This window comes from Pseudomonas serboccidentalis (genome assembly GCF_028830055.1).
Lineage (GTDB): Bacteria > Pseudomonadota > Gammaproteobacteria > Pseudomonadales > Pseudomonadaceae > Aquipseudomonas > Aquipseudomonas serboccidentalis.
The window spans coordinates 4,367,360-4,393,306 of sequence record NZ_CP101655.1; the positions used below are offsets into that span (position 1 = coordinate 4,367,360).

Annotated in this window: 25 protein-coding genes; 1 reads left to right on the forward strand and 24 read right to left on the reverse strand. The window is 62.8% G+C overall.

Features of this window, described 5'->3' with window-relative positions; translation table 11 throughout:
• Positions 1–13 precede the first annotated feature (13 nt).
• The gene (locus tag NN484_RS19940) at positions 14–319 is read left to right on the forward strand and encodes a chaperone modulator CbpM (protein WP_127649053.1); all 306 of its coding nucleotides are present in this window, start codon (positions 14–16) and stop codon (positions 317–319) included.
• A gap of 125 nt (positions 320–444) precedes the next feature.
• On the opposite strand, the gene NN484_RS19945 is transcribed toward NN484_RS19940, so the two are convergent.
• The 24 genes from NN484_RS19945 to cbiE form a co-directional block, all read right to left on the reverse strand.
• On the reverse strand, positions 445–1,572 hold the full coding sequence (locus NN484_RS19945) for a sensor histidine kinase (RefSeq protein ID WP_274657705.1): 1,128 nt from the start codon (positions 1,570–1,572) through the stop codon (positions 445–447).
• A 157-nt stretch (positions 1,573–1,729) separates the two neighbouring features.
• Positions 1,730–3,430 carry an urease subunit alpha gene (ureC, locus tag NN484_RS19950; protein ID WP_215501344.1) on the reverse strand — a complete coding sequence of 567 codons (1,701 nt, stop codon included), beginning with the start codon at positions 3,428–3,430 and terminating at the stop codon, positions 1,730–1,732.
• Positions 3,431–3,590: 160 nt separating this feature from the next.
• A complete protein-coding gene (locus NN484_RS19955) occupies positions 3,591–3,899 on the reverse strand; it encodes an urease subunit beta (protein WP_127649058.1) in 309 nt (102 codons plus the stop codon).
• Positions 3,896–4,432: a GNAT family N-acetyltransferase gene (locus NN484_RS19960; RefSeq protein ID WP_127649060.1), complete on the reverse strand. Its 537-nt coding sequence runs from the start codon at positions 4,430–4,432 to the stop codon at positions 3,896–3,898. The genes NN484_RS19955 and NN484_RS19960 overlap by 4 nt, the downstream gene beginning before the upstream one ends.
• A gap of 6 nt (positions 4,433–4,438) precedes the next feature.
• Positions 4,439–4,972 carry a GNAT family N-acetyltransferase gene (locus NN484_RS19965; RefSeq protein WP_215501345.1) on the reverse strand — a complete coding sequence of 178 codons (534 nt, stop codon included), beginning with the start codon at positions 4,970–4,972 and terminating at the stop codon, positions 4,439–4,441.
• 9 nt (positions 4,973–4,981) lie between these two features.
• Positions 4,982–5,284, reverse strand: coding sequence for an urease subunit gamma (ureA, locus tag NN484_RS19970; RefSeq protein ID WP_007915951.1), 303 nt, complete (start codon positions 5,282–5,284; stop codon positions 4,982–4,984).
• 151 nt (positions 5,285–5,435) lie between these two features.
• Entirely contained in the window at positions 5,436–6,275 is an 840-nt protein-coding gene (locus NN484_RS19975) for an urease accessory protein UreD (RefSeq protein ID WP_215501346.1), read from the reverse strand.
• Between the two features lie 30 nt (positions 6,276–6,305).
• Complete coding sequence (gene urtE, locus NN484_RS19980; RefSeq protein WP_127649064.1) at positions 6,306–7,004, reverse strand: urea ABC transporter ATP-binding subunit UrtE; 699 nt, start codon at positions 7,002–7,004, stop codon at positions 6,306–6,308.
• A 120-nt stretch (positions 7,005–7,124) separates the two neighbouring features.
• On the reverse strand, positions 7,125–7,994 hold the full coding sequence (urtD, locus tag NN484_RS19985) for an urea ABC transporter ATP-binding protein UrtD (RefSeq protein ID WP_127649065.1): 870 nt from the start codon (positions 7,992–7,994) through the stop codon (positions 7,125–7,127).
• Positions 7,991–9,070 carry an urea ABC transporter permease subunit UrtC gene (urtC, locus tag NN484_RS19990; RefSeq protein ID WP_127649067.1) on the reverse strand — a complete coding sequence of 360 codons (1,080 nt, stop codon included), beginning with the start codon at positions 9,068–9,070 and terminating at the stop codon, positions 7,991–7,993. Before urtC ends, urtD begins: the two co-directional genes overlap by 4 nt.
• Complete coding sequence (gene urtB, locus NN484_RS19995) at positions 9,070–10,572, reverse strand: urea ABC transporter permease subunit UrtB (RefSeq protein ID WP_127649069.1); 1,503 nt, start codon at positions 10,570–10,572, stop codon at positions 9,070–9,072. The genes urtC and urtB overlap by 1 nt, the downstream gene beginning before the upstream one ends.
• A gap of 237 nt (positions 10,573–10,809) precedes the next feature.
• Positions 10,810–12,075 (reverse strand): urea ABC transporter substrate-binding protein, encoded by a 1,266-nt coding sequence (gene urtA, locus NN484_RS20000; RefSeq protein ID WP_274657706.1) that lies wholly within the window; start codon positions 12,073–12,075, stop codon positions 10,810–10,812.
• A 316-nt stretch (positions 12,076–12,391) separates the two neighbouring features.
• On the reverse strand, positions 12,392–13,402 hold the full coding sequence (locus NN484_RS20005; protein ID WP_274657707.1) for a FecCD family ABC transporter permease: 1,011 nt from the start codon (positions 13,400–13,402) through the stop codon (positions 12,392–12,394).
• Positions 13,399–14,346 (reverse strand): ABC transporter substrate-binding protein, encoded by a 948-nt coding sequence (locus NN484_RS20010; protein WP_215501349.1) that lies wholly within the window; start codon positions 14,344–14,346, stop codon positions 13,399–13,401. The genes NN484_RS20005 and NN484_RS20010 overlap by 4 nt, the downstream gene beginning before the upstream one ends.
• Entirely contained in the window at positions 14,343–15,131 is a 789-nt protein-coding gene (locus NN484_RS20015) for an ABC transporter ATP-binding protein (protein ID WP_127649074.1), read from the reverse strand. Before NN484_RS20015 ends, NN484_RS20010 begins: the two co-directional genes overlap by 4 nt.
• 110 nt (positions 15,132–15,241) lie before the next feature.
• A complete protein-coding gene (locus NN484_RS20020; protein WP_274657708.1) occupies positions 15,242–17,365 on the reverse strand; it encodes a TonB-dependent receptor in 2,124 nt (707 codons plus the stop codon).
• Between the two features lie 150 nt (positions 17,366–17,515).
• A complete protein-coding gene (locus tag NN484_RS20025; RefSeq protein ID WP_215501351.1) occupies positions 17,516–18,895 on the reverse strand; it encodes a PepSY-associated TM helix domain-containing protein in 1,380 nt (459 codons plus the stop codon).
• A gap of 126 nt (positions 18,896–19,021) precedes the next feature.
• Complete coding sequence (locus NN484_RS20030; protein WP_274657709.1) at positions 19,022–21,142, reverse strand: TonB-dependent copper receptor; 2,121 nt, start codon at positions 21,140–21,142, stop codon at positions 19,022–19,024.
• 85 nt (positions 21,143–21,227) lie between these two features.
• A complete protein-coding gene (locus NN484_RS20035; protein ID WP_215501353.1) occupies positions 21,228–21,674 on the reverse strand; it encodes a DUF2946 domain-containing protein in 447 nt (148 codons plus the stop codon).
• 21 nt (positions 21,675–21,695) lie between these two features.
• Positions 21,696–22,175, reverse strand: coding sequence for a copper chaperone PCu(A)C (locus tag NN484_RS20040; protein WP_127649083.1), 480 nt, complete (start codon positions 22,173–22,175; stop codon positions 21,696–21,698).
• Between the two features lie 48 nt (positions 22,176–22,223).
• Positions 22,224–22,622, reverse strand: coding sequence for a DUF2946 domain-containing protein (locus tag NN484_RS20045; protein ID WP_215501354.1), 399 nt, complete (start codon positions 22,620–22,622; stop codon positions 22,224–22,226).
• A 245-nt stretch (positions 22,623–22,867) separates the two neighbouring features.
• A complete protein-coding gene (locus NN484_RS20050) occupies positions 22,868–23,587 on the reverse strand; it encodes a cobalt-precorrin-6A reductase (protein WP_215501355.1) in 720 nt (239 codons plus the stop codon).
• A complete protein-coding gene (locus NN484_RS20055; RefSeq protein WP_215501356.1) occupies positions 23,584–24,681 on the reverse strand; it encodes a cobalt-precorrin-5B (C(1))-methyltransferase in 1,098 nt (365 codons plus the stop codon). The genes NN484_RS20050 and NN484_RS20055 overlap by 4 nt, the downstream gene beginning before the upstream one ends.
• Complete coding sequence (gene cbiE / locus NN484_RS20060; protein ID WP_215501357.1) at positions 24,674–25,885, reverse strand: precorrin-6y C5,15-methyltransferase (decarboxylating) subunit CbiE; 1,212 nt, start codon at positions 25,883–25,885, stop codon at positions 24,674–24,676. The genes NN484_RS20055 and cbiE overlap by 8 nt, the downstream gene beginning before the upstream one ends.
• Between the last annotated feature and the right edge of the window lie 62 nt (positions 25,886–25,947).

The window sequence follows — 25,947 nt, forward strand, 5'->3', positions numbered from 1 at the left end:
GGAGTAGCCCATCATGAGCAGCCCCCTGATCGTTCATCTGGACATGGCAGAATTCTGTGAGGCGGCCGATCTGTCGGACGTCTACGTGATCGAAATCGTCGAGCACGGCATCCTCGAACCTCAGGGCGCGCAGCCCCGGGAATGGCGTTTCACCGACTACGAGCTGAGTCTGGCCAAGCGCGCCGCCAAGTTGCGGCGCGACCTTGAGCTTGAGTGGGAGGGCGTCGCGCTGGCGCTGAATCTGCTGGAGGAAGTGCAGGAGCTGCGGGCCGAGAACCGCATGCTGCGCCAGCGCTTGGGGCGGTTGGTGGTCGAGTAGTCTGTCTGATGTTTCTCGGTTGATTGGTCGGGCCTCTTCGCGAGCAGGCTCGCTCCCACAGTTGATCGCGGTCTTCTGTGGGAGCGAGCTTGCTCGCGAAGAACGATTACGCGGTAAGAGCCTGCTTAAACCTTTCTCGGCAACACCACGCTGAACAGCGTCCCGTCAGCCTCGTTCGAGCTGACTTCGATGGTGCCGCCATGGGCACTCACCACTTCCTTGACGATAAACAACCCCAACCCGAGGCTGGTCGATGGCTGCCCGAGCTCCTCGTCGGCGCTGCGCACCAACGGGTCGAAGATCGTTCCGAGCGCCTCTTCGGGAATCGGTGTGCCGTGGTTGTGCACCGACAGGCAGACGTTTTCGCCCTGAGCACTGATATTGAGGGTGACATCGCGCTTGTTGGCTCCGTGCTGCAAGGCATTACCGATCAGGTTCTGCAGTAACTGGTCGATTCGACCGGCATCCCAGGTACCGCGCGTGTCGCCGTTCACATTGAGCTTCGGATCGCACTCCGGATTACCGGCGCACGCCTCGGCAATCGCCGCCCATGCGGCATCGGCCATGTCCATTGGCACCGGCTCGATCGGCAAGGATCGACCTAGACGACCGCGCACCAGCTCCAGCAAGTCGCTGACCATCGCCGCCATGTGCCGAGCGCCACGCTTGATGTGCAGGGCACAGGTCAGGGCATCGCCCTCCAGGCTGGATTTGCGCAACAGCAGTTCAGTGGACATGCTCACTGCCTGCAAGGGCGCGCGCAGGTCATGACCGAGGATGGCGAGGAAGATGTCCCGCGAGTGATTGACCTGTTCGGCGTAGGCGGCGGTCGATTCGGCCAGCGCTTCGTCGATGGCTTCGTTGAAGCGGATCATGTCCTGAAAATAGGCCATGTCCGGGGCTTTGAGGCTGTCGACCCACAGGCGGATCACACAAGCGCGCAGATGGCGGAACTCGGAGGTCATCTGCACCAGATCAAAACCCACGGTGTGGCGCAGCTCGCCATGACTGGCGCCGGCCTCGTCCAGGCTCGGGGTCTTTTCCGGGCCTTCGCCCTTGGCTTTGGCGGCCTGTTCGGCAGGGCTCTGCGGCTTGCTCATGTCGCGGGCCGCGGCCCGCAGGATGGCGCTGGCGTGATCGCGCAGGGCCGTGGAATCCAGGTAGTCGGCGGCCGGCGTGATGGTCGCGGCGAACTGTTCCCACTCATCGACGATAGGCTCGATATTGGCCAGGATGAACTCGGATAGACGCATGGGCAGTTCCTGAAAAGAGGTGGAGCGAATCGAATAGTAGTCCCTTTGGCGAGAAATACACGACCGTTTGCGCGGTGGTTTCACACCCGCACGAAAAAGGCCCCGAGACTGTGCGCAAGGCACGGCCCCGGGGCCTTTCTACCGCGTGTCGGCTGCGTCAGAACAGGAAATAACGCTGGGCCATTGGCAGGGTTTCCGCCGGCTCACACCACAGCAGCACGCCGTCGGCCTTGACCTGATAGGTCTGCGGGTCGACGTCGATGTTCGGCAGATAGTCGTTGTGGATCAGGTCGGTTTTCTGCACCTCGCGGCAGCCTTTGACCACAGCGATTTTCTTCTTCAGACCCAGGGCTTCGGGCAGTCCGGCCTCTTGGGCCGCCTGGCTGATGAAGGTCAGACTGGTGGCGTGCAGCGAGCCGCCGTAGCTGGCGAACATCGGGCGGTAGTGCACCGGTTGCGGGGTTGGAATCGACGCGTTGGCGTCGCCCATCAGGCTGGCAGCGATCGCACCGCCCTTGAGGATCAGCGTCGGTTTCACGCCGAAAAACGCCGGACGCCACAGCACCAGATCCGCCCATTTGCCGACTTCCACCGATCCCACTTCATGGCTGATGCCATGGGTGATCGCCGGGTTGATCGTGTACTTGGCGATGTAGCGTTTGGCGCGGAAGTTGTCGTTGCCTTCGCCGTCCTGAGGCAGCGGGCCGCGCTGTTTTTTCATTTTGTCGGCAGTCTGCCAGGTGCGTGTGATGACTTCGCCGACACGGCCCATGGCCTGGCTGTCGGAGCTGATCATCGAGAACGCGCCGAGGTCGTGAAGGATGTCTTCGGCAGCAATCGTCTCGCGGCGGATGCGGCTCTCGGCGAACGCCACGTCTTCGGCGATGCTCGGGTCGAGGTGGTGGCAGACCATCAGCATGTCGAGGTGTTCGTCGATGGTGTTGCGGGTGAACGGCCGGGTCGGGTTGGTCGAACTCGGCAGCACGTTGGCGAAACCGCAGGCCTTGATGATGTCCGGCGCGTGGCCGCCACCGGCACCCTCGGTGTGGTAGGTGTGGATGGTGCGGCCCTTGAAGGCGCCAAGGGTGGTTTCGACGAAACCCGATTCGTTGAGGGTGTCGGTGTGGATCGCCACCTGCACATCGTACTGGTCGGCGACGCTCAGGCAGTTGTCGATGCTTGCCGGGGTGGTGCCCCAGTCTTCGTGCAACTTGAGGCCGATGGCGCCGGCCTTGACCTGCTCGATCAACGGCTCCGGCAGGCTGGCGTTGCCCTTGCCGGTGAGGCCGATGTTCATCGGGAACGCATCGGCGGCCTGGAGCATGCGCGCCAGGTGCCACGGCCCGGAGGTGCAGGTGGTGGCGTTGGTGCCGGTGGCAGGTCCGGTGCCACCGCCGATCATGGTGGTGACGCCGCTCATCAGCGCTTCTTCGATCTGCTGCGGGCAGATGAAGTGGATGTGGGTGTCGATGCCGCCAGCGGTGAGGATCATGCCTTCACCGGCGATCACTTCGGTGCTGGCGCCGATGGCGATGGTAATGTTGGGCTGCACGTCCGGGTTGCCGGCCTTGCCGATCGCGGCGATGCGCCCGTCCTTGAGGCCGACGTCCGCTTTGACGATGCCCCAGTGGTCGATGATCAGCGCGTTGGTGATCAAGGTGTCGACCACTTCGGCCGCGAGCAACTGACTCTGGCCCTGGCCGTCGCGGATCACTTTGCCGCCACCGAACTTCACTTCTTCGCCGTAGGTGGTGAAGTCTTTTTCGACTTCGATCCACAGTTCGGTGTCCGCCAGGCGCACCTTGTCGCCGACGGTGGGGCCGAACATGTCGGCGTAGGCGTTTCTGGAAATCTTCATGTGCTTGCCTTGGGATTCAATTGGATTTGAGACCGCTCGCATAGCTCGCTTTCGCAGCCTCGCTGCGCTCGACAGCTCCTACAGTCAGTGCTCGGCTCGAGACCGCAGAGCATTTGTAGGAGCTGCCGAAGGCTGCGATCTTTTTGGGTTCGCACCGATCTCAGTCGAGATCACCCATCACCCGCCCGGCAAAACCGAACACCCGGCGAAGCCCGGCGTACTCCACCAGTTCGACCTCGCGGCTTTGCCCCGGCTCGAAGCGCACGGCGGTCCCGGCCGGGATGTTCAGGCGCATGCCTCGGCTGGCGGCGCGATCAAAGGTCAGCGCATCGTTGGTTTCGAAAAAGTGATAGTGCGAGCCGACCTGGATCGGCCGGTCACCGCTGTTGGCGACTTTCAGGCTGACGGTGCGGCGGCCGACATTCAGTTCGATGTCGCCGGGCTGGATCAGGTACTGGCCGGGAATCATGGCCGGGCTCCTTGCAGAATCTTGTAATAGAGGGCGGTCGGTCGATAGGTGCCGTGCGGGTCGCAGGCGTAGTCGGGGATTTCGCCGGCTCGGGTGTAACCCAAGGCTTTGTAGAAATCTTCGGCGGGGGAGCCGGCTTCGGTGTCGAGGTAGAGCATGCCGCGCTTGTGCTGACGGGCTTCGAGTTCCAGCGCATTCATCAATTGCTGACCGAGGCCGCGCCGGCGCGCCTGCTCACGCACCAGCAGTTTCTGCACTTCGGCGCGATTGAGGCCGTTGGCCTTCTGACACAGGCCCAACTGCACACTGGCCTGCACCTCTTCGTCCTTGACCACCACCCAGAGCAACACGCTGCCCTTGTTCACTTGTTGCTGCACATCATCGAAATAGGCGCGGGCCTGTGCGGCATCGAGGTCGGCCATGAAGCCGACACTGGCGCCATAGCCCACGGCGTCGAGCAGCAGATCAATCAGGCCCTGACGATAGTGCGCAAAACTTTCCGCATTGACGCGTCGCAGTTGAGCGGGGTTCATCGCGTGTCACTCCTTGTTGGCCACCGGCGGCTGTGCGCCAGGATTGAGGGTCAGTTGCATGAACGTCAGGTCGAGCCAGCGGCCGAACTTGGTGCCGACTTGCGGCATCTGCCCGGTGATGCTGAAACCGACGCGTTCGTGCAGACGAATGGAAGCGGCGTTGCCACTTTCAATGGCGGCGACCATCACGTGTTTGTCACAGGCTTTCGCCCGTTCGATCAGCGAGCTCATCAATTGCGGGCCGAGACCGTTGCCGCGCTGGTCGCTGCGCACGTAGACAGAATGCTCGACGGTGTGGCGGAAACCGTCGAACGGCCGCCAGTCACCGAATGAAGCGTAGCCGAGCACCGCATTGTCGCCGTCGACAATCACCAGAATCGGGTAAGCCTGGGCCTGGCGCGCACTGAACCAGGCCTGGCGGTTACCGAGGTCGACCGCCGACTCGTTCCAGATCGCTGTGGTGTTGAGCACCGCGTCGTTGTAGATGTCGCGGATCGCCGGCAGGTCGGCGTGCAGGGCATCGCGAATGGTGTAAGTCATGGCGCGGCCTCAGACGATCGGTTGGTGGACGGTGACCAGTTTGGTGCCGTCGGGGAACGTCGCTTCGACCTGGATCTCCGGGATCATTTCCGGGATGCCTTCCATCACTTGCTCGCGGCTCAGCAGGGTGGTGCCGAAGTGCATCAGCTCGGCCACGGTCTGGCCATCCCGGGCACCTTCAAGCAGCGCGGCGGAAATGTAGGCCATGGCTTCCGGGTAATTGAGCTTCACACCGCGCGCCAGGCGCCGCTCGGCGACGAGGCCGGCGGTGAAGATCAGTAACTTGTCTTTTTCGCGTGGGGTCAGGTCCATTTGTTTTTCAAATCTCGGCAGAAGAAAGTTAAGTCGTACACCCTGTAGGAGCTGCCGCAGGCTGCGATCTTTTGATGTTGATATCCAGAAGCAAGATCAAAAGATCGCAGCCTGCGGCAGCTCCTACAGGGGATTACAGGGAGATTGCATTTCAGGTGCTCCAGATTCTTGGCGGCTGGGCCTCGCGGCCGAGCAGCGCCGGGCGCAACAGGCGCCACAGGTCGATCAGCCAGGCGCGGGCCAGCAGTGCCTCGCTCGCCAGGCAGCGGGCAACCAGCAACCCCGGCAACTGCGTCAGATCCCCACGCACTTCATGGCTCAGCGAGCGACAACGTTCCAGCAGCTCGGCATCGATTTCACCGGTGACCAACAGCGTCGCAAACACCGGGTTGCCATCCAGGCCGATGGGCGAATCGAGCAACCCGTCATTGCCGCCGATGCGCTGGCGCTCGTGCCAGAGCAAGTGGCCGTCGCGGCGAATATCCAGATGCGCCTGGAAATGCCCAAGGTCGAAGCGTTCGCCACTGGCCGGACGCCCCAGCGCCACCACGTCCCAGTAGAACAGTCGCGCGTCACCCTCAAGCTCGATCGAGGTCGTGAGTTCCGCCTGGGCGGCGCTGTAGACGATGGTTTCCTGTGGCAGCCATTCCAGCGTCGCGCCGGCGGCTACTTTCAGGTCGAGTTGCTGATACGCCGGCCCCGTCGCGCGATACCACTTGGCCGCGCCGGGGCTGGTGATCTGCGCCCAGGCGTGCGCTTCGACGCGGGCGCTGATGTTCAGCCGGTCACCGCCGGCGATCCCGCCCGGTGGGTGGACGATGATGTGCTGGCAGACCTCGGGGCCTTCGGCGTACAGGTGCTTTTGCACCCGCAGCGGGCCGAGGTGCCGGCGTTGAACCGGGCGCGTGCAGTCGCCGAAGCGGGCGTAGGCCAGCTCCAGCTCGGCGTGCCAGCTCGGGGTAAACAGGGCAGTGGGAAGCGCTAGATTCATGGTGTGTAATTATCGTTAGGAAGCTACAGATTAAATCGTTACCAGACCTCGTACACCTTCGGCCTCCATATTTTCCCCGCGACCCTGCTGCACGATCTCGCCCCGGGACATCACCAGGTACTGATCGGCCAGCTCCGCAGCGAAATCGTAGAACTGCTCCACCAGCAAAATCGCCATGTCGCCACGGGCCGCGAGTGTCTTGATCACCGCGCCGATCTCCTTGATCACCGACGGTTGAATGCCTTCGGTGGGTTCGTCGAGGATCAGCAAACGCGGGCGGCTGGCCAGTGCGCGACCGATCGCCAGTTGCTGTTGCTGGCCGCCGGAGAGGTCGCCACCGCGGCGCTGCTTCATTTGTAGCAGCACCGGGAACAGTTCGTAGATGAAACCTGGGACTTCTTTCGCTTCGCTGCCGGGAAACCGTGACAAACCCATCAGCAGATTTTCTTCCACGGTCAGCCGGCCGAAGATTTCCCGGCCCTGTGGCACATAGGCGATACCGGCGTGTACGCGCTGGTGCGGCTTGAGCGTGGTGATCGCTTTGCCCTCCCAGTTCACCGCGCCTTCCTTGGCCGGCAACAGGCCCATCAGGCATTTGAGCAGGGTGGTCTTGCCCACACCGTTGCGCCCGAGCAGGCAGGTGACTTCGCCGACCTTCACGTCAAAGCTCAGGCCACGCAGGATGTGGCTACCGCCGTAGTACTGGTGCAGCTTGTCGACTTGCAGCATTTCCAAAATCTCCTCAAATCCCCTGTAGGAGCTGCCGAAGGCTGCGATCTTTTGATGTTGTTTTTGAAGAGCAAGATCAAAAGATCGCAGCCTGCGGCAGCTCCTACAGGGGATGGATCATCAGCGGCCGAGGTAGACCTCGATCACCCGCTCGTTTTCCTGCACCTGCTCCAGTGAGCCTTCCGCCAGCACGCTACCCTGATGCAACACGGTGACGTGGTCGGCAATCGAGCCGACGAAGCCCATGTCGTGCTCCACCACCATCAGCGAATGCTTGCCGGCCAGCGACTTGAACAGCTCGGCGGTGAATTCGGTTTCGGCGTCGGTCATGCCCGCCACCGGTTCGTCGAGCAGCAACAGTTGCGGGTCCTGCATCAGCAGCATGCCGATCTCCAGAAACTGCTTCTGGCCGTGGGACAGCAAGCCCGCCGCGCGATTGACCGAGGTGGTCAGGCGAATGGTCTCCAGCACTTCGCTGATGCGATCGCGCTGCTCGCCGCTCAAACGCGCACGCAGACTGGCCCACACCGACTTGTCGGTCTTCTGCGCCAGCTCAAGGTTTTCAAACACGCTCAACGCTTCGAACACCGTCGGCTTCTGGAACTTGCGCCCGATCCCGGCCTGGGCAATCTGCACTTCGCTCATCTGCGTCAGGTCCAGGGTTTCGCCGAACCACGCCTTGCCGTGGCTGGGGCGGGTCTTGCCGGTGATCACGTCCATCAGCGTGGTCTTGCCCGCGCCGTTGGGGCCGATGATGCAGCGCAATTCGCCGACGCCGATGTACAGGTTCAGATTGTTCAGCGCGCGGAAGCCGTCGAAGCTGACGCTGATGTCTTCCAGAGTCAGGATCGTGCCGTGGCGGGTGTCGAGGCCCGGACCGACCCGCTGGCCGAGGCCTATCGAGTCGCGGCTGGTGCCTTCATCCTTGTTCGGTTCGACGGGAAAGAACGCCGGTTCCAGCATGAATTCGGCAGTCGCTGTCACTCTCATTGCTCACCTCGTTTTTTCAGCAGACCGATCACACCCTTGGGCAGGTACAACGTCACGACGATGAACAGCGCGCCGAGGAAGAACAGCCAGTATTCGGGGAAGGCCACGGTGAACCAGCTCTTCATGCCGTTGACCACACCGGCGCCGAGCAACGGGCCGATCAACGTCCCGCGTCCGCCGAGGGCGACCCAGACCGCCGCTTCGATGGAGTTGGTCGGCGACATTTCGCTGGGGTTGATGATCCCCACTTGCGGCACGTACAAGGCACCGGCCAGGCCGCACAACACGGCGCTCAGCACCCAGACGAACAGCTTGAAACCGCGCGGGTCGTAGCCGCAGAACATCAGCCGGTTTTCCGCATCGCGCAACGCGGTCAGCACCCGGCCGAACTTGCTCTGCGCCAGGCGCCAGCCGATGAACAGGCTGGCCACCAGCAGCAACACGGTGGCCAGAAACAGCACCGCGCGGGTGCCCGGCTCGGTGATGCCGAAACCGAGAATCGTGCGGAAATTGGTGAAGCCGTTGTTACCGCCGAACCCGGTCTCGTTGCGGAAAAACAGGAGCATGCCGGCGAAAGTCAGGGCCTGGGTCATGATCGAGAAATACACGCCCTTGATCCGCGAGCGGAAGGCGAAGAAGCCGAACACCAGCGCCAGCAGACCCGGTGCCAATACCACCAGACACATCGACCAGATAAAGCTGCTGGTGCCGCTCCAGTACCACGGCAATTCGGTCCACGACAGAAAGGTCATGAACGCTGGCAAGCCATCGCCGGCCGCCTGCCGCATCAAGTACATGCCCATCGCGTAACCGCCGAGGGCGAAGAACAGACCATGGCCCAGCGACAGCAGCCCGGCGTATCCCCAGACCAGATCCAGCGCCAGCGCGACGATGGCGTAGCAGAGGATTTTGCCGACCAGCGTCAGGGTGTAGGCCGAAACGTGCAACGCGCTGTCCGGTGACAACAGCGACAGCAGCGGCAGGGCGATCAGCAGCGCGAGAATGACCGCACCGACCGCCAGCGTGGCTTTCGGCCCGGCCTTTTGTGTGGCTGTGACTAACAGAGGCTGGTTCATCAGTCGATCACCCGTCCTTTCAGTGCGAAGAGGCCTTGCGGACGTTTCTGGATAAACAGAATGATCAACGCGAGGATCAGGATCTTGCCGAGCACCGCACCGATCTGCGGCTCGAGAATCTTGTTGGCGATGCCCAGGCCGAACGCCGCCAGTACGCTGCCCGCCAGTTGCCCAACGCCGCCGAGCACCACCACCAGGAACGAATCGATGATGTAGCTCTGGCCCAGGTCCGGGCCGACGTTGCCGATCTGGCTCAGCGCCACACCACCGAGGCCGGCGATGCCCGAACCGAGGCCGAAGGCGAGCATGTCGACGCGCCCGGTCGGCACGCCACAGCAGGCGGCCATGTTGCGGTTCTGGGTGACCGCGCGCACGTTGAGGCCCAGTCGGGTCTTGTTCAGCAGCAGCCAGGTCAGCACCACCACGAACAAGGCGAAGGCGATGATCACGATGCGGTTGTACGGCAGCACCAGATTCGGCAGCACTTGAATGCCGCCGGACAGCCACGCCGGATTCGCCACTTCAACGTTCTGCGCGCCGAACAGCAGGCGCACCAGCTGAATCAGCATCAGACTGATGCCCCAGGTGGCGAGCAGGGTTTCCAGCGGTCGGCCATAGAGATGACGAATCACCGTGCGTTCCAGTGCCATGCCGATTGCCGCCGTGACAAAGAACGCCACCGGCAGCGCGATCAGCGGATAAAACTCGATGGCTTGCGGGGCGTAGCGCTGGAACATCAACTGCACCACGTAGGTCGAGTAGGCGCCGAGCATCAGCATCTCGCCGTGGGCCATGTTGATCACCCCGAGCAGGCCGAAGGTGATCGCCAGACCGAGTGCCGCGAGCAGCAGGATCGAACCGAGGGACATGCCGCTGAACGCCTGACCGAGCACTTCGCCGATCAGCAGTTTGCGTTTGACTTGAGCGAGGCTGGTTTCGGCGGCCGTGCGCACACCCGCATCGGTTTCGACACCCGGTTCGAGCAAGCCTTCGAGGCGGGTGCGGGCCAGTGGGTCGCCGGTTTCACCGAGCAGGCGCACGGCGGCCAGACGCACCGCCGGGTCGGCGTCCACCAGTTGCAGATTGGCCAGGGCCAGGCTCAGGGCGTCGTGAACGCCGGGATCTTTTTCGCCAGCCAGTTGCTGGTCGAGGAATTTCAGCTGCGCGGGTTTCGCGCTTTTCTGCAATTGCTGCGCGGCGGCCAGACGGGTTTTGGCGTCGGCGGCGAGCAATTGGTGGCTGGCCAGCGCGGTGTCGATCAGACCCCGCAGGCGGTTGTTCAGGCGCAGGGTTTTGGCTTGGCCATCGATGGTCAATTCGCCTTGCTGCAGCGCATTGATCAACTCGACACGCGCCGGATCGGGCTGCGCGGCCCAGGCTTCCAGCAGTTTGGCTTGTTGCACGGGGTTGGCGGCGACGAAGTCTTCGGCGTCGCTGGCAAAGGCCATCATTGGCAACAGCAGTGCGATGGCACAGATAAAGCGGTAGAAAGCAGTGGGCATAGTCAGTCGCCTTGACGCGGACATTGTGGGAGCGAGCCTTGTGGCGAGGGGGCTTGCCCCCGTTCGGCTGCGAAGCAGCCGTAAAACCGGAGCACGCGGTGAACTTGAAACACCGCAAATACCGGTCTTGGGGCCGCTCCGCGACCCAACGGGGGCAAGCCCCCTCACCACAAATGTTCATCCCGCAGGGAATCGGATGTCGGGTCGCAAAATCTCATCCGCCCGACACCCAATAGCTCAGTTGCTCTTCACCGCGTAATCCGGCTTCTTGTCGTTGCCATCGATAAACGGACTCCATGGCTGCGCGCGGATCGGCCCTTCGGTCTGCCACACCACGTTGAACTGACCGTCGCTCTGGATCTCGCCGATCATCACCGGCTTGTGCAGGTGGTGGTTGGTCTTGTCCATGGTCAGGGTGTAGCCCGACGGCGCGGCGAAGGTCTGGCCGGCCAGCGCTTCACGCACTTTGTCGACGTCGGTGGACTTGGCTTTCTCGACCGCCTGCGCCCACATGTGGATACCAACGTAGGTGGCTTCCATCGGGTCGTTGGTCACCGCTTTATCGGCGCCCGGCAGGTTGTGTTTCTTGGCGTAGGCCTTCCAGTCCGCGACGAACTTCTTGTTCACCGGGTTCTCCACCGACTCGAAGTAGTTCCACGCCGCGAGGTTGCCCACCAGCGGCTTGGTGTCGATGCCGCGCAGTTCTTCTTCACCCACCGAGAACGCCACCACCGGTACATCGGTGGCCTTCAGGCCTTGGTTGGCCAGTTCTTTGTAGAACGGCACGTTGGAGTCGCCGTTGACGGTGGAGATGACGGCGGTCTTGCCGCCGGCGGAGAATTTCTTGATGTTGGCGACGATGGTTTGATAGTCGCTGTGACCGAACGGGGTGTAGACCTCTTCGATGTCCTTGTCGGCCACGCCTTTGGAGTGCAGGAACGAGCGCAGGATCTTGTTGGTGGTGCGCGGGTAGACGTAGTCGGTGCCGAGCAGGAAGAAGCGCTTGGCGCCGCCGCCTTCTTCGCTCATCAAATATTCAACCGCCGGGATCGCTTGTTGGTTGGGTGCGGCGCCGGTGTAGAACACGTTCGGCGACATTTCTTCGCCTTCGTATTGCACCGGGTAGAACAGCAGGCCGTTGAGCTCTTCGAACACCGGCAACACCGATTTACGCGACACCGAGGTCCAGCAACCGAACACCACCGCGACCTTGTCCTGGGTCAGCAACTGCCGGCCCTTTTCGGCGAACAGCGGCCAGTTCGACGCCGGGTCGACCACCACCGGTTCGAGCATCTTGCCGTTTACCCCACCCTTGGCGTTGATCTCGTCGATGGTCATCAGCGCCATGTCTTTGAGCGACGTTTCGGAGATCGCCATGGTTCCGGACAACGAATGCAGAATCCCGACCTTGATGGTCTCTGCCGCCTGGACAGTCCAGGTCATGCCCATCGCGGCAATGCTTGCCGTGAGTGTGAAAGCCTTGATCAAACTGCGACGCTTCATTGTGCGATCTCCATGAACGTTAAAATTTTTTATGGTTGGCAGATGCGGACGACTGAAGGTGTGTTTTGCAAGGGCTGTGCCCGGTCGGGATTAGGCAGGGAAATGTCGGGTTAGAGCGGCTGTGCGTTGGTGGGGTGCACCATGAAGGGACGAGTCGCGTGTGACGGTGCGCTCGAATGCGCCAGATTAGGGCGCACTCTGATCCTGTAGGAGCTGCCGAAGGCTGCGATCCTTTGATCTTGCTTTTGATCATGAAAAATCAAAGTCAAAAGATCGCAGCCAGCGGCAGCTCCTACAGTTTTTGGTCTGTGTTGTGTCAGCGGCGGCGCATCAGGCCGATGAAGAACAGGCCGCCAATGGCCGCGGTGGCGACCCCTATGGGCAGGTCCTCGGGGGCAATCATCGTGCGCGCGGCAACATCGACCCACACCAGAAACAGGCTGCCGAGCAGCACGCAGGCCGGTAGCAGGCGGCGATGTTCGGCGCCGACCAGGCGCCGGGCAATGTGCGGCACCATCAGCCCGACAAAACCGATCGAGCCGCTGATCGACACCAGCACGCCGGTCATCAAGGACGCGATCACAAACACCCGCAAACGCACTGCCCGGGCGTTCAAGCCGAGGGTCACGGCGGTCTGCTCGCCGGCCATCAGCGCGTTCAGCGGTCGGGCCATGCCCAGCAGCAAGCCGAGGCCAAGCAGTACGCTCAGGGCCGGCACCGCCAGCAGTTCCCAGCGCGCCAGGCCGAGGCCGCCGAGCATCCAGAACATCACCGCCGAACTGGCTCGGTGGTCGCCCATGAACAGCAGCAGGTTGGCGATCGCCATCATCACGAACGACACCGCCACGCCGCACAGCAGCAAGCGGTCGCTGTCGAGCCGGCCTTGGCGATTGGCGATGCCCAGCACCAGAAACATGCTCAGCAGCGCACCGATGAACGCGGCAATCGGCAAGGTCAGCAGGCCGACGATTTCACCGATGTGCAGCACCACGATGACCGCGCCCAAGGTCGCGCCGGAGGTGACGCCCAGCAGGTGTGGATCGGCCAGTGGATTGCGCGTCACCGCTTGCAGCACCGCGCCGATCAACGCCAGGCCGGCGCCGACCAATGCGCCGAGCAACATGCGCGGCACGCGGATCAGCCAGACGATGTGTTCCTGCCCGGCGCTCCAACTTACATCGCCGAAGCCGAAGGCCTTGTGCAGCAGAATCCGCCATACGACATCCACCGGCACTCGCGCCGGACCAAAGCCGAGCGACACCACGCATGACATCAGCAACAGGGCGCCGAGGGCGGTCAGCAACAGGGCACAGCGACGGTCGATCATTCGCCGTGGAATCCCTTGGCCAGGGTTTCCACCGCCAGCACGTTATCGATCCCCGGCGTGGCCTGCACGTACGGGATAACGATGAAACGCTGGTTCTTGATCGCGTCGACTGACTGCAGCGCCGGGTTCTTCAGCAGGAATTCGATCTTCTGCTCGGCGGTGATTTCGCTGTAGTCGACGATCACGATTACCTGCGGATTGCGTTCGACCACGGTCTCCCAGTTGACCCGGGTCCAGCTCGCTTCGACGTCATCGAGAATGTTGCGCCCGCCGGCGGCATCGATCAGCGCCTGCGGCATGCCGAGGCGGCCGGAAGTCATCGCGCGGTCTTCGCCGCTGTCGTAGAGGAACACGCGCGGTTTGTCGGCGGGCAGGTCTTTGCGGATTTCGGCGACCTGCTGCTGCATGTCGGCGATCAGCGCGTTGGCGCGATCCTGCACGTCGAAGATTTTGCCGAGGTTGCGCAGGTCGTTGTAGGTGTCCTCCAGCGTCGCCGCCGGGCGCTTCATCACGAAGGCGCAGGATTCGGTCAGCTCATACACGTTGATGCCCAGCGGTTGCAGGGTCTGTGGGGTGAGATCACCGCCCACGCGCATGCCGTAATCCCAGCCGGCGAAGAAGAAATCGACGTTGGCGTTGAGCAGGGTTTCCACCGATGGATATTTCGCGGCCAGCTCCGGCAAGCCGTCGAGCAGCGACTGCATCTGGGGCGTCACCGACTTCCAGCCACTGACACCGCTGTACCCGGCCATACGCGATTTGAGGCCGAGGGCGAGCATCATTTGGGTCATGTTGATGTCGTGGCTGACCGCGTGTTTCGGCGCCTCGCTGAAGCTCACCTCGCGGTTGCAGCTGTGGATGGTCAGCGGGTATTTCGTGGCTTCGGCCAGGGCTTGAGCACTGCACAACAAAAGAGCGACGCAAAGCAGGGAACGCACAGTCATGGTCGGGTTATCCAGGTGATTCGCGGGTAGCCGTGGAGGGGGTGGGAGTCGATCAGCGCCTCGACGCCGAACACGTCGCGCAGCAGCTCGCGGGTGAGCACCTGTTGCGGCGTGCCGCTGGCGACGATGCGGCCGTGGTTGATCACGTACAGACGGTCACAGAAGGCGGCGGCCAGATTCAGATCGTGGATGCTGGCGAGGGTGCCGATCTGCAGGCGCTTGACCAGTTGCAGCAGTTCGAGCTGATAACGCGGGTCGAGGTGGTTGGTCGGCTCGTCGAGGATCAGCAATTGCGGTTGCTGAGTCAGGGCGCGGGCGAGGATCACCCGTTGTTTTTCCCCGCCGGAAAGGGTGGCGAACGCGTGGTCTTCGAAGCCGTCGAGGCCGACTGATTTGAGCGCTTGCGTCGCAAGGTTTCGATCTTCCAGCGTGTCGCCATCGAACAGGCCTTTGTGCGGTGTGCGGCCCATCGCGACAACCTCTTCGACGGTCAGGCCGAAGGCATCGGGGAATTCCTGCAAGACAACGGCGATGCGTTTTGCGCACCAGCGTGAGGATTGTTTCCACACGTTGTGATGATCGAGTCTGACCTCACCGTTTTCCGGTTGGCTGAAGCGATAGGCGCAGCGCAGCAGGCTGGTCTTGCCGCTGCCGTTGGGGCCGATCAAACCGACAAACTCACCGGCGGCCACCTGCAACGAGGCGTCACGCAGCTGGAACTGGTGATGGCAGTGGCCGTGGCCCAGGGGTGTCCAGGCGAGGTTGGTGAGGGTCAGTGAGGTCATCAAATTCTCATGAAGCGATGCTTGCCCCTGTAGGAGCTGCCGCAGGCTGCGATCTCTTTAAAAGCAACAGCAAAAGATCGCAGCCTGCGGCAGCTCCTACAGGGGTTGGGTCAAAAGGTGTAATCCGCCGTGACGAAGAACGATCTCGGCTCGCCGAGGATCCATTGCCGGCCCTCATTGTATTGGCTTTGCGCGTACTGGCGGTCAAACAGATTGTTCAGCTGCAGGCCCAGCGTGGTGTTGCGCAAGGCTTGCCAGGACAGTGTCGCATCGACCACGGTGTAACTCGGCAGTTCATTGCGGTTGGCCATGTCGGCGTAGCGCGCATCGACATAACGCACGCCGGCACCAGCCTTCAGATCATCGCTGAGGTGTTTGTTCAGCCAAAGATTGGCGGTGCGCCGTGGCACGTCCACCGGGCGGTTGCCGTTGTACGACAGGGTTTGCCCGTTGACCACCTCAGAAAAATCATCGTACTTGGCCTTCACAATCGCGGCGTTGGCCTGCAACTGCCAGGCGTGCGGCAATTGCAGATCGAGGCTCGCTTCCAGACCGTTGGACGATTGCTGGCCGACTTGCTGCTTGAGCGTCGGGTTGCCTGGATCGTCCGTCAGCAGCTTCTTCTTGACGATGCGATAGGCCGCCAGGGTGAACTCGCCGCGCTGATCCCAGAACAACTGTTTCATACCGACCTCGGTCTGGCGTGCGGTCGACAGGTCGTATTGTTGCTGGCTCGGGCTCAGGGAAATCAGCCCGCCGATGCCGTCGGTGCTGGTCGCGACCTGCCCGTAAAACGAAGTCTCGGGCGTCAGGGCAAACACCAGTCCGGCCTTCCAGTTGTTGCCGGTCAGGGTCTTGTCGCTCTGACTGTCGTCGATCAGATTGTTGCGATCCACCTGTACGTAGTCGCGGCGCACGCCGGTCACCAGCGACCAGCGCTCGCTCAACTGCGTGCGGTTTTCGGCGAACAGCGACATCTGTTTCGTGGTGCTGTCGAACTGATCGCGGTACGGATTGGCGCTTTCGAAATAGCCCGGTTGCGGGTGATACAGGTCCAGCGCCTGGCCGTTCGGCAACACGTCGTTGAATGGCGAGTTGCTGTTGAGCTGGAAGCGGATGCGGTTGTAATCGACGCCGGTCACGGTCTGGCTGTCGAGACCGAACAGCGAGTGCTTGAAGGTGAAGGTCTGGCGGTCGCCGAACTGCTCCTGCTGGTGGCCGATGCCGAAGTAGCCGCTGCGGCTGAGTTGTTGGGTTGCGGTGTCGAAGTTGTAGTTCTCGGCGTTCTGCCAGCGGCGACGGGCCTTGAGGTAGTACAGCTCGTTGCTGGCGCTGACGGCATCGTTGATCTGCCAATCCGTGGTCAGGCGCGTCCACTGATCGTTGTAGTGTTGCTGGTCGTCGCGCACGTTGTAGTTTTTGTTGCGCAGGCTGTCCTGCAACCGGCCGTTGATCAGCGGCGTGCCGAAATAGTTCTGTGGACGCTGGTCGCCAAAATCGTGAGCGAGGGTGAAGGCCAGGTCGTCGGTGGCCTGCCAGCGCAGGGCGACACTGATGAAATCGCTGGACGCGTCGCCGCGATCGATCCAGCCGTTGCTGCGCAGGCGATTGAGATTGAGGCGATAGCTCAGGGTGTCGCTCAGTGAACCACCACTGTCGAGCGCCTGCTGCTGACGGTCATAAGAGCCATAGCCGACGCGCACATGGTTTTCGATTTCACCGCTGAACGGCTTCTTCGCAATCACGTTGACCACCGCACCGGTCGCGCCTTCTCCATACAGCACCGACGCCGGGCCGCGCAGCACGCTGACGCGGTCCGCCGACCAGGTGTCGACCGGGAAAGTCACGGTACCCATGCCGGTGTACATCCGGTTGCCGTCATACAACTGCATCACCGAACTCTGCCCGGTAAAACCGCGTGCCTGCAACGAGGTGCCGCCATCGCCCGGGGTACCGGTGCGGCTGATGCCGGTGCTACGCGACACGGCGTCCTGCACGCTGCGCTCGCCACGGGCGCGAACCTGTTCGCCGCTGAGGCTTTCGACACTGGCCGGGGTTTGCATGGCGCTGAGGTTCAGGCGCGAACCGGCGCTGGTCGGCGTGGTCAGGCTGACGCTAGCGTCGTCGATGGCCGGTGCGCTGATGGTGCCGACGGGCAGCGTCAGCGCCTGGCTGTCGGCATGGGCGTTGTTCAGGCCGAACAGGCAGAGACTGGACAAGAGGTACTTGTTCATCGGGGCGGTGAATCACTTCTTCAAAAGAAAGCCCGCAGCTTTTGGTTGCGGGCAGAACGGCACATTTGCGTTATACAGTAACATTAAAAAATGCCGGAGTTTAAGCCCCGGCAGTTTAAAGATCTGCCTAAAACGCGCATCTCGCCTGCTTCACGATGAAGTTGAGGCAGATTCAGGTTGGCGGCCCAGACGCGACAACAGCAGGCGGTCCAGCAACCAGACCAGCACCAGCGAAGCCCCCACCAGCGGAAAAATCAGCGCCAGCACCAGCATGATCGCCACGCCGGTTTTCCATTTCGGCAGGTCATGGCGCAACGGCGGCACGCCGAACTTGCCCTGCGGTCGACGCTTCCACCAGATCACCACTCCGCTGACGGCGCTGAGCAGAATCATCAGGCAGATCAGCAGCACGACGATCTGGTTGAAGGTGCCGAACATCTTGCCTTCATGCAGCATCACGCCGATTTCCGTGGCCCGCGCCACCGCACCGTATTGCTCGAAGCGCACATCGGCGAGGACCTTGCCGGTGTACTGATCGATATGCAGGGTGGCGTCGTTACGCGGGTCATCGGCGAACACGGCAATGGTGAACACGCCGGTAGCGGTAGTCGGCAAAGTGATGCTGTAGCCTGGCTCGACCTTGCGTTCAGTCGCGATGTTCTGCACGTCTTGCAGGCTGATGGCTGGCGCGGCGGGGCCGTGTTGCATGCCACCGTGGGCCATGTGCTCGGCATGGTCGCCGGACATCGGCATCGGCGTGTTTTCCATCGCCCACGGTACGGTCTGGCGCGCGGCGTTGTTGAGGCTGCCGGCCTCGACGTCGGAGGTCGGCACGTTGTTCCACATGGCGGCCGGGAACACGTTCCACACCTGGGCGTACTGCTTGCCCCAGAACCCGGTCCAGGTCATGCCGCTGAGCAGCATCACCAGCAGCAACGCCGCGCCCCAGAACCCGGTGACGGCGTGCAGGTCACGCCACAACACGCGCCCGCGACTGTTCAGCCGAGGCCACAGAATGCCGGCGGACTGACCCCGCGGCCACCACAGGAATACCCCCGACACCACCAGCACCACGCCCCAACCGGCGGCGAGCTCGATCAGGCGATCACCGACGGTGCCGATCATCAATTCGCCGTGAATGGCGCGGGCGATGGCTTGCAGATTCTGCTTGGCATTCTGCTCGCCGAGGATGTCGCCGTGGTAAGGATCGATGAACACGTTGAGTTCGTGGCCTTCATTCTTGACGACAAATTGTGCGCTGCGTTCGGCGTTGGCCGGCGGCAGGTACTGGGTAATCTGGCCTTGTGGGTAAGCACTCTTGACCCGTTGCAGCAGCTCATCGGCCGGCACTGTGTGATGCGCGGCCGGCACGTTGAGCAGGCTGCTGTACATCAGTGAATCGAGTTGCGGTTTGAACAGGTAAATGATGCCGGTCAGGGCCAGCATCACCATGAAGGGGGCGACGAATAGCCCGGCGTAAAAATGCCAGCGCCAGGCCAGGTTGTAGAAATTCGGTTTGGGCTTTTGCATCACGTGTGCTCCGCTTGGCGAATCATTTTTTTAGATCAAAGGATCGCAGCCTTCGGCAGCTCCTACAGAGGGCGCGCGCTCCCATGTAGGAGCTGGCGCAGCCTGCGATCTTTTGACTTTTTCTTATCAGAAGCTCATATCGACCTTGGTCCAGAGCGTGCGCCCCGGTTCATTGATCGCTTGCGGGTCGTTGGCCGGGTAGCCGAAACCGGCGTTGCCTGCCAGGTTAAGGTGTTCGGCGTAAGCCTTGCCGAACAGGTTGTCGACGCCGGTGCTGACCTTCCAGTTCTTGTTGATCCGGTAGGCGCCGTTGAGCGAGAACACGCCAAAGCCGCCGCTCTTGTCGTAGTCCTTGCCGACCACGTTGCCCTTGTTCTGGTCGATGCGGTTTTGCGCCGCAACCACGCGCCACAGTGCCCCGGCGCTCCAGTTGTCTTCGCTGTAAGTAAGGCCGAAACGCGCATCCAGCGGTGGCATTTGCGGCAGGGCCTTGCCGTCGCTGCTGTTCTTGCCCCAGGCGTAGGCCAGGGTCGCGTCGGCTTTCCAGTTGTCGGTGAGCTTGTACGCAGCGCCAAGTTCGCCGCCCATGATCCGTGCGTCGATGTTTTCCGCGCGCGAAGTGCTCATGCCCATCCTCGTCGGCGTGTAGTCGAACAGGATGTAGTCGCGCACCACGCCGACGTAGCCCGAGGCCCAGGCTTCGAGTTCGGCGGTCTTGTAGTTCACGCCAAAATCGAACTGGGTGGTCTTTTCCGGCTTGATCGAGTCGAACGCATTCAGCGAACCCGCCGGACCGGACTTGGGCGAAAACAGCTCCCAGTAATCCGGGAAGCGCTGCGCGTGGCCGAGGCCGGCGTACAGCGTGGCCGGGCTGTCAGCGAGGTCATGCTCGTAACGCACGAAGCCGCTGGGCAGGGTGTCGGCACGAGTGTCGTCGGCGGTCGGATTCGGCCGGCTCATCATCCCGGAGCCGATGCTCTGCCGATAATCCTTGGCCGAGGCGCGGTCGACCCGGGCGCCGGTGATCAGGCGATCACGGTCGGCGGCGTACCAGGTCATTTCGCTGAACACGCCGTAGTTATGGAAGTCGGCGTCCTTGGTGTACGGCTGATCCTTGTAGGTGTCGATGCCCATGCCGCTGCGCTGGCGATGCTCGTTGGTCTGCGCGTCGAGGCCGGTGATCAACTGGATGTCGGTCCAGCGCCAGGTGGCCTTGATCCGCGCGCCGAGGGTACGGCGGTCGACGTTGGACGCCATGGGCCCGGCCATCATCCCGGTGCCGGACGGCGTGCGCAGGGTGTAGTTGTCCATCACGTGGTCGGCGTAGTTGTAGTAGACCTGCGCTTCGAGTTTCTCCAGCACATCCGTGATGTTGGATTTTTCGAAACGCAGCCCGAGGCTCTCGCGCAGGAACTGCGAACCGTCCATGCCGCGCCCGGCGTAGCGCGCTTCGCCGTCGCCCTTGCCGGCGGTGAGTTCGATCAGGGTGTCGGCATCCGGGGTCCAGCCGAGCGCGATATCACCGTTCCACTTGTCGTAGCGCGACGGCACGTTGTCATGGTTGCCGTCGCGATAGTCGTCGGAATGCGCGGTGTTGCCGATCACCCGCACGTAGCCCAATGGTCCGCCAGCGGCGGCGTCGACCACTTTGTCGAAGCGCCCGTTGGAACCGGCCAGCACGCTGGCATTCACTCGGGTACCGAGTTCGCCGAAGCTTTCCGGTTCACGGTCGAAGAGGATCGTGCCGGCCGATGCGCCCGGGCCCCAGAGCACGGTTTGCGGGCCTTTGATCACCGTGAGTTTGTCGTAAGTCTGCGGCGAGATGTACGAGGTGGGGGCATCCATGCGGCCGGGGCAGGCGCCGAGCAGCATGCTGCCGTTGGTGAGGATATTCAGGCGCGAACCGAACATGCCGCGCAGCACCGGATCGCCGTTGGTGCCGCCGTTGCGCACCAGGGCAAAGCCCGGAATGGTCTTCAGGTAATCGCCGCCGTCGCTGGCCGGCACCGGTTGGCGCGGGTCCTTGGGGTTGGTGACGATGGTCAGCGGCGAGCTTGGGGCGATCGCGGTGATCACCGTCGGGCTGAGTTCTTCGTTGTGCCCGGCGTGGTCATCGGCCAGCACCAGCGGGGACAGCAGAACGCCGCAAAGGACGGCGGTAGCGTGCGAGAAACGAATGCGCGATTCGTTCAAAGCGAAGGACGCCCGAGCGGCGCTCAAACGTGGAACAGCAGAAAACCTGGACATGACAATTTCCATCAAACAGTCGTAAACGACACGGCCGGCAGCCTGGAGCTGTCTTCTTGACCGTGTGCAATCAAAGGTGCGGTGTTTACGCGGCGATGGGCGGGGCGCGGGTGCGGGCGCCGGGGAAGAAGGTTTGCCGGGCATGGCCCAGGCGCGGGGAGGGCGGGGTGAAAGTGTTGACGTGGGCGATGCTGAACGTGGCGAAGCTGCCGCCACCGGTCAGCGCCGGGCAGTTGAACAGCAGGCTGCAATAACCACACTTTTCCCACAGGGCGTGGTGCGAGGATTGCGGCGGACAATGTTCGGCGCTGGGCTGCCCGTCATAACCGCCGTGATCCATGCCCGGCATGGCCATCGACATGTCCATGCGCATCGGCATGGAAGTCGAGGCGTGCTGATCCATCGGCATCGACTGAGAAATCAGCGGGCCGATGAAGATCATCAACATGGCGAACAGGGCGATCCAGCTACCGCGGGTCAGAGCCTGGCTCTGGCGATGCTTGTTGGACGCCCCGGCGCGTTGCAGGCGCACGGGCGTGGTCAGCCGGATCGATTACTGGGCGTGATCGTGCTCGGGCATCGCTTGCGGTGGTTTCTTCTGCACGGCGACTTCGACGGTGACGTTGCCGGCCTTCTCGAAGTGCAGGGTCAGCGGGAAGCGCTTGCCGTCGCTGAGCAGGCTGCGGTCTTTCGGGTTGAGCAGCATCACGTGATAAGCCATCGGCGCGAACGTCACCTTGCCGCCGGCCGGGATCAGCACATTGGGCACCTGCTGCATTTTCATCAGATCGCCCTGCATCACATGCTCGTGCAGTTGCGCTTGGTCAGTGATTGGCGAATCGACGCTGAGCAGACGGTCGTCGGTCTTGCCGGGATTGCTGATCACGAAGTAGGCGGCGACGGTCGGCGCGTTCGGCGGCAGCTCCTGCGACCACGGGTGAGCGATTTCCAGCTCGCCGGCCTTGTATTCGTGGGCATGGGCGAAGCACGCCGGCAGCAACAGCGCAGCGATGACGATGAGTTTGTTCAACATGGCAGATCTCCAGAACGATTTGATACGCAGGTCAATTGCGAGAACAAATCAAACCAGAGGCGAGGCGCGGGGATTGAGGCACGGCCATTGCTGGCGCGGTGTCGGTGTTTGCAACGAGGGTGGCGCCACGCTGCGATTGCTTTCGTAGCGGGCGAAATACAGCTGCGGCGCATGGCCCGGCAACGCCACCAGCGGTGCCGAACCCGAGCAGCACCAGCAATGCTGCATATTGGAATGGGTGTCGTTGGACGGGGCTTTCTGCTCCGGGGTGCCGATGTTGATCGCCACCATCTTCGTCCCGCTGCCGGTGCAGAAACTGCTCCACAGCAATTGTTCGGCCGGTGAATTGGCCGCCTGCGCCATCGCCCCGGTCATCGGCATGGCGAGCATGTTGAACAGCACTGCAAAGCAGGCGATCCAGGCAAATGCGAGCCGGTGTCGGTTCATGGGACAGATCCGTTGGGTGGGCGATCAGGCGCGGCTATTTAGCCTGATCAGGGCCGATAAGTAAAAAGACGTCATGCGGTTTGGTGTCGCAGATCAATAGCAAAGCAGTGTAGCGGTAGAAATTCGCAGTGCCAGAGCCGACCGCCGATCCTGTGGGAGCTGTCGAGTGAAACGAGGCTGCGATCTTTTGATGTTTAACAGCAAGATCAAAGTCGTCCGATCGCGGCCGGTGCCTTCGGCAGCGCCTACAAGGTTTTCAGTGCTAGGAGAGTTTCATTCGTCGTCAGAAACTCCCGATCAACCCCCGGCAACTCCGGCCGCTTCAACACCATCACCGGTACCCCCAACTCTCGCGCCACCTCCAGCTTCGGCTCGGTTGCAGTGCTGCCGCTGTTTTTGCTGATCAGCACATCGATCTGCCGTCGTGCGAACAGCGCACGCTCATCTTCAAGCAGAAACGGCCCACGGGCGCCGATGACTTCGCAGCGTTCGTTGCCGGGGTAGACGTCGAGGGCGCGCAGGGTCCAGAACTGCTCGGCGGGGATTTCGTCGAGGTGCTGCAGCGGTTCGCGGCCGAGGGTGAACAGCGGGCGGCGGAACGGTTTTAGCGCGCGGATCAGTTCGGGCCAGTCGCTGACTTCACGCCAGTCGTCGCCCGGTTGCGGCTGCCACGCGGGGCGGCGCAGGGCCCAGCAGGGGATGCCGGTGAGTTGCGCGGCACTGGCGGCGTTGTGGCTGATTTGTGCGGCGTAGGGGTGGGTCGCGTCGAGCAGCAGGTCGATGCCTTCATCACGAATGAACTGCGCCAGTCCTTCAGCGCCACCGTAACCACCGACGCGCACCTGACAGGTCAGATCGGTCGGCACCCGGCCAACACCGGCGAGGCTGTAAATGTGTTCTGGCCCCAACGTGCGGGCGATGGCCAGCGCTTCAGTGACGCCGCCGAGCAACAGAATCCGCTTCATGCAAAACCTCCGGCGTGGCCGACGATGCCGCCCTGACGATCAATCGCAAACACCTCGACCTGCACCTGTGTCGGCACCACGCTGCGGGCGAAATTCAGCGCATGGCGACAGACTTCATCACCCAGGGCGATGCCCGCCGCAGTGGCCATCGCCAAGGCTTGCTGACTGGTGTTGGCCGCACGAATGCTTTGCTGCAAGACCTCATCGGCGCCAATCGCCGCCGCCCATTCGGCCAGTTGCGGCAAGTCGATGCTCGAATGCCGCGAGTGCAGGTCCATGTGCCCGGCCGCCAGTTTACTGATCTTGCCAAAACCGCCGCACAGGCTGAGTTTATCCACAGGTACTTTGCGCAGATGCTTGAGCACCGCGCCGACAAAGTCGCCCATCTCGATCAGGGCGATTTCCGGCAGGTCGTAGACCCGGCGCATGGTGTCTTCGCTGGCGTTGCCGGTGCAGGCGGCGATGTGCAGGTAGCCGTTGGTCTTGGCGACATCGATGCCCTGATGGATCGAGGCGATGTACGCCGCGCAGGAGAATGGCCGAACAATGCCGCTGGTGCCGAGAATCGACAGGCCACCGAGAATGCCCAGACGCGGATTCATGGTTTTCAGCGCCAGCGCTTCGCCGCCCTCGACGTTGACCGTGACTTCGAAACCGCCGGTATATCCGCTCTCGGCGGCAAGCAGGCTCAGGTGATCGCTGATCATTTTGCGCGGCACCGGGTTGATCGCCGGCTCGCCGACGCCGAGCACCAGCCCTGGCCGGGTCACGGTGCCGACGCCAGTGCCCGCGATAAAGCGAATCCCCGGCCCGGTCATCAGCCGCACTTGCGAATAGAGCAGCGCACCGTGGGTTACGTCGGGGTCGTCACCGGCGTCCTTGATCGTCCCGGCTTCGGCGCCGCCCTCGATCAACCGGCAGAACTCCAGGCGCATCTGCACCTGTTTGCCCTTGGGCAGGACGATCTGCACGGCGTCCGCCGAAACGCCACCGAGCAGCAGGCGTGCGGCAGCGAGGCTGGTGGCGGTGGCGCAGCTGCCGGTGGTCAGGCCGCTGCGCAGGGGCGCGGGATGTTCGGCGGTTTCGTCACGCATCGAGGGGTTTGACCAGATCGAGCAAGGTGATGGGCAGCGCCTGGCGCCAGGTGTCGAATTCGCCCAGCGGCTGCGCCTGGGCGACATGGATGCGGGTCAGTTCACCGCCATGGCGTTCGCGCCAGTTCATCAGGGCCAGTTCACTTTGCAGGGTCACGGCGTTGGCAACCAGCCGGCCACCGGGTTTGAGCTGTTCCCAGCAGGTTTCAAACACACCCTCACGGGTCACGCCGCCGCCGATGAAGATCGCGTCCGGACGCTCCAGCCCTGCGAGTGCCTGCGGTGCGCGACCGCACACCAGTTGCAGGCCGGGCACTCCCAACGCGTCGCGGTTGTGTTCGATCAATTGCTGGCGACCCTCATCCGCTTCGATTGCCAGCGCCCGGCAACTCGGATGCGCGCGCATCCATTCGATGCCGATCGAGCCACAACCAGCGCCCACATCCCACAGCAGCTCGCCGGGCGTCGGCGCGAGGCGGGCGAGGGTGATCGCGCGCACGTCGCGTTTGGTCAGTTGGCCGTCGTGGCGGAAGGCCGAGTCAGGCAGGCCCGCGAGGCGCGACAGGCGCGGAGCATCGGCATCGGCGAGGCATTCGAGGGCGATCACATTCAGGTCGGCAATCGCCGGGGCGTTCCAGTCATTGGCGATGCCGTCGATGCGCCGTTCGGCATCGCCGCCCAGATGCTCCAGAACGCTGATGCGACTGCCGCCGAAACCGCGCTCGCGCAATAACCCCGCGACTGCTGCCGGACTCTGTCCGTCATTGCTCAGCAGCAACAGGCGCACACCGCTGAACAACTGCGCATTCAGCGCGGCCAGCGGCCGGGCCACCAGCGACAGCGTCACAACGTCCTGCAACGGCCAGCCGAGGCGCGCTGCCGCCAGCGCGCAGGAGGACGGCGCGGGCAGGATCAGCATCTCGTCGCTCGGCACCTGCCGCGCCAGGCTTGCGCCGACGCCATAAAACATTGGATCACCGCTGGCCAGCACGCAGACGGCTGTGCCGCGCTGCTCCAGCACCGGGGCGAGGGAAAACGGGCTTGGCCATAACTGCCGTTCGCCGCGAATGCACACCGGCAGCAAGTCCAGTTGACGTTGCCCGCCGACGATCCGCGATGCGCTCAGCAGGGCGCGCCGGGCATTTTTGCCCAGGCCCTTGAAGCCGTCTTCACCGATTCCCACAACCGTCAGCCAGGGTGTCATGCCGTTCCTTAAATCCAGGAGTGATCTCAAGGGCGGCATGATAACGCGGCTGTCGGCATCTG

Coding starts and splice junctions, on each gene's coding strand:
- ureA (WP_007915951.1), bottom strand. CDS start 5,284: ATGGACCTGACCCCACGCGAAAAAGACAAGTTACTGATCTTCACCGCC.
- NN484_RS19955 (WP_127649058.1), bottom strand. CDS start 3,899: ATGATTCCCGGCCAGTACCTGATCCAGCCCGGCGACATCGAACTGAAT.
- NN484_RS19940 (WP_127649053.1), top strand. CDS start 14: ATGAGCAGCCCCCTGATCGTTCATCTGGACATGGCAGAATTCTGTGAG.
- NN484_RS20055 (WP_215501356.1), bottom strand. CDS start 24,681: ATGCGTGACGAAACCGCCGAACATCCCGCGCCCCTGCGCAGCGGCCTG.
- NN484_RS20010 (WP_215501349.1), bottom strand. CDS start 14,346: ATGACTGTGCGTTCCCTGCTTTGCGTCGCTCTTTTGTTGTGCAGTGCT.
- urtA (WP_274657706.1), bottom strand. CDS start 12,075: ATGAAGCGTCGCAGTTTGATCAAGGCTTTCACACTCACGGCAAGCATT.
- NN484_RS19965 (WP_215501345.1), bottom strand. CDS start 4,972: ATGACTTACACCATTCGCGATGCCCTGCACGCCGACCTGCCGGCGATC.
- urtC (WP_127649067.1), bottom strand. CDS start 9,070: ATGAACCAGCCTCTGTTAGTCACAGCCACACAAAAGGCCGGGCCGAAA.
- NN484_RS20020 (WP_274657708.1), bottom strand. CDS start 17,365: ATGAACAAGTACCTCTTGTCCAGTCTCTGCCTGTTCGGCCTGAACAAC.
- NN484_RS20015 (WP_127649074.1), bottom strand. CDS start 15,131: ATGACCTCACTGACCCTCACCAACCTCGCCTGGACACCCCTGGGCCAC.
- urtB (WP_127649069.1), bottom strand. CDS start 10,572: ATGCCCACTGCTTTCTACCGCTTTATCTGTGCCATCGCACTGCTGTTG.
- urtD (WP_127649065.1), bottom strand. CDS start 7,994: ATGAGAGTGACAGCGACTGCCGAATTCATGCTGGAACCGGCGTTCTTT.
- NN484_RS19960 (WP_127649060.1), bottom strand. CDS start 4,432: ATGAACCCCGCTCAACTGCGACGCGTCAATGCGGAAAGTTTTGCGCAC.
- urtE (WP_127649064.1), bottom strand. CDS start 7,004: ATGCTGCAAGTCGACAAGCTGCACCAGTACTACGGCGGTAGCCACATC.
- NN484_RS20040 (WP_127649083.1), bottom strand. CDS start 22,175: ATGTTGAACAAACTCATCGTCATCGCTGCGCTGTTGCTGCCGGCGTGC.
- NN484_RS20025 (WP_215501351.1), bottom strand. CDS start 18,895: ATGCAAAAGCCCAAACCGAATTTCTACAACCTGGCCTGGCGCTGGCAT.
- NN484_RS20045 (WP_215501354.1), bottom strand. CDS start 22,622: ATGAACCGACACCGGCTCGCATTTGCCTGGATCGCCTGCTTTGCAGTG.
- cbiE (WP_215501357.1), bottom strand. CDS start 25,885: ATGACACCCTGGCTGACGGTTGTGGGAATCGGTGAAGACGGCTTCAAG.
- NN484_RS19945 (WP_274657705.1), bottom strand. CDS start 1,572: ATGCGTCTATCCGAGTTCATCCTGGCCAATATCGAGCCTATCGTCGAT.
- NN484_RS19975 (WP_215501346.1), bottom strand. CDS start 6,275: ATGAATCTAGCGCTTCCCACTGCCCTGTTTACCCCGAGCTGGCACGCC.
- NN484_RS20030 (WP_274657709.1), bottom strand. CDS start 21,142: ATGTCCAGGTTTTCTGCTGTTCCACGTTTGAGCGCCGCTCGGGCGTCC.
- NN484_RS20050 (WP_215501355.1), bottom strand. CDS start 23,587: ATGAAGCGGATTCTGTTGCTCGGCGGCGTCACTGAAGCGCTGGCCATC.
- ureC (WP_215501344.1), bottom strand. CDS start 3,430: ATGAAGATTTCCAGAAACGCCTACGCCGACATGTTCGGCCCCACCGTC.
- NN484_RS20005 (WP_274657707.1), bottom strand. CDS start 13,402: ATGATCGACCGTCGCTGTGCCCTGTTGCTGACCGCCCTCGGCGCCCTG.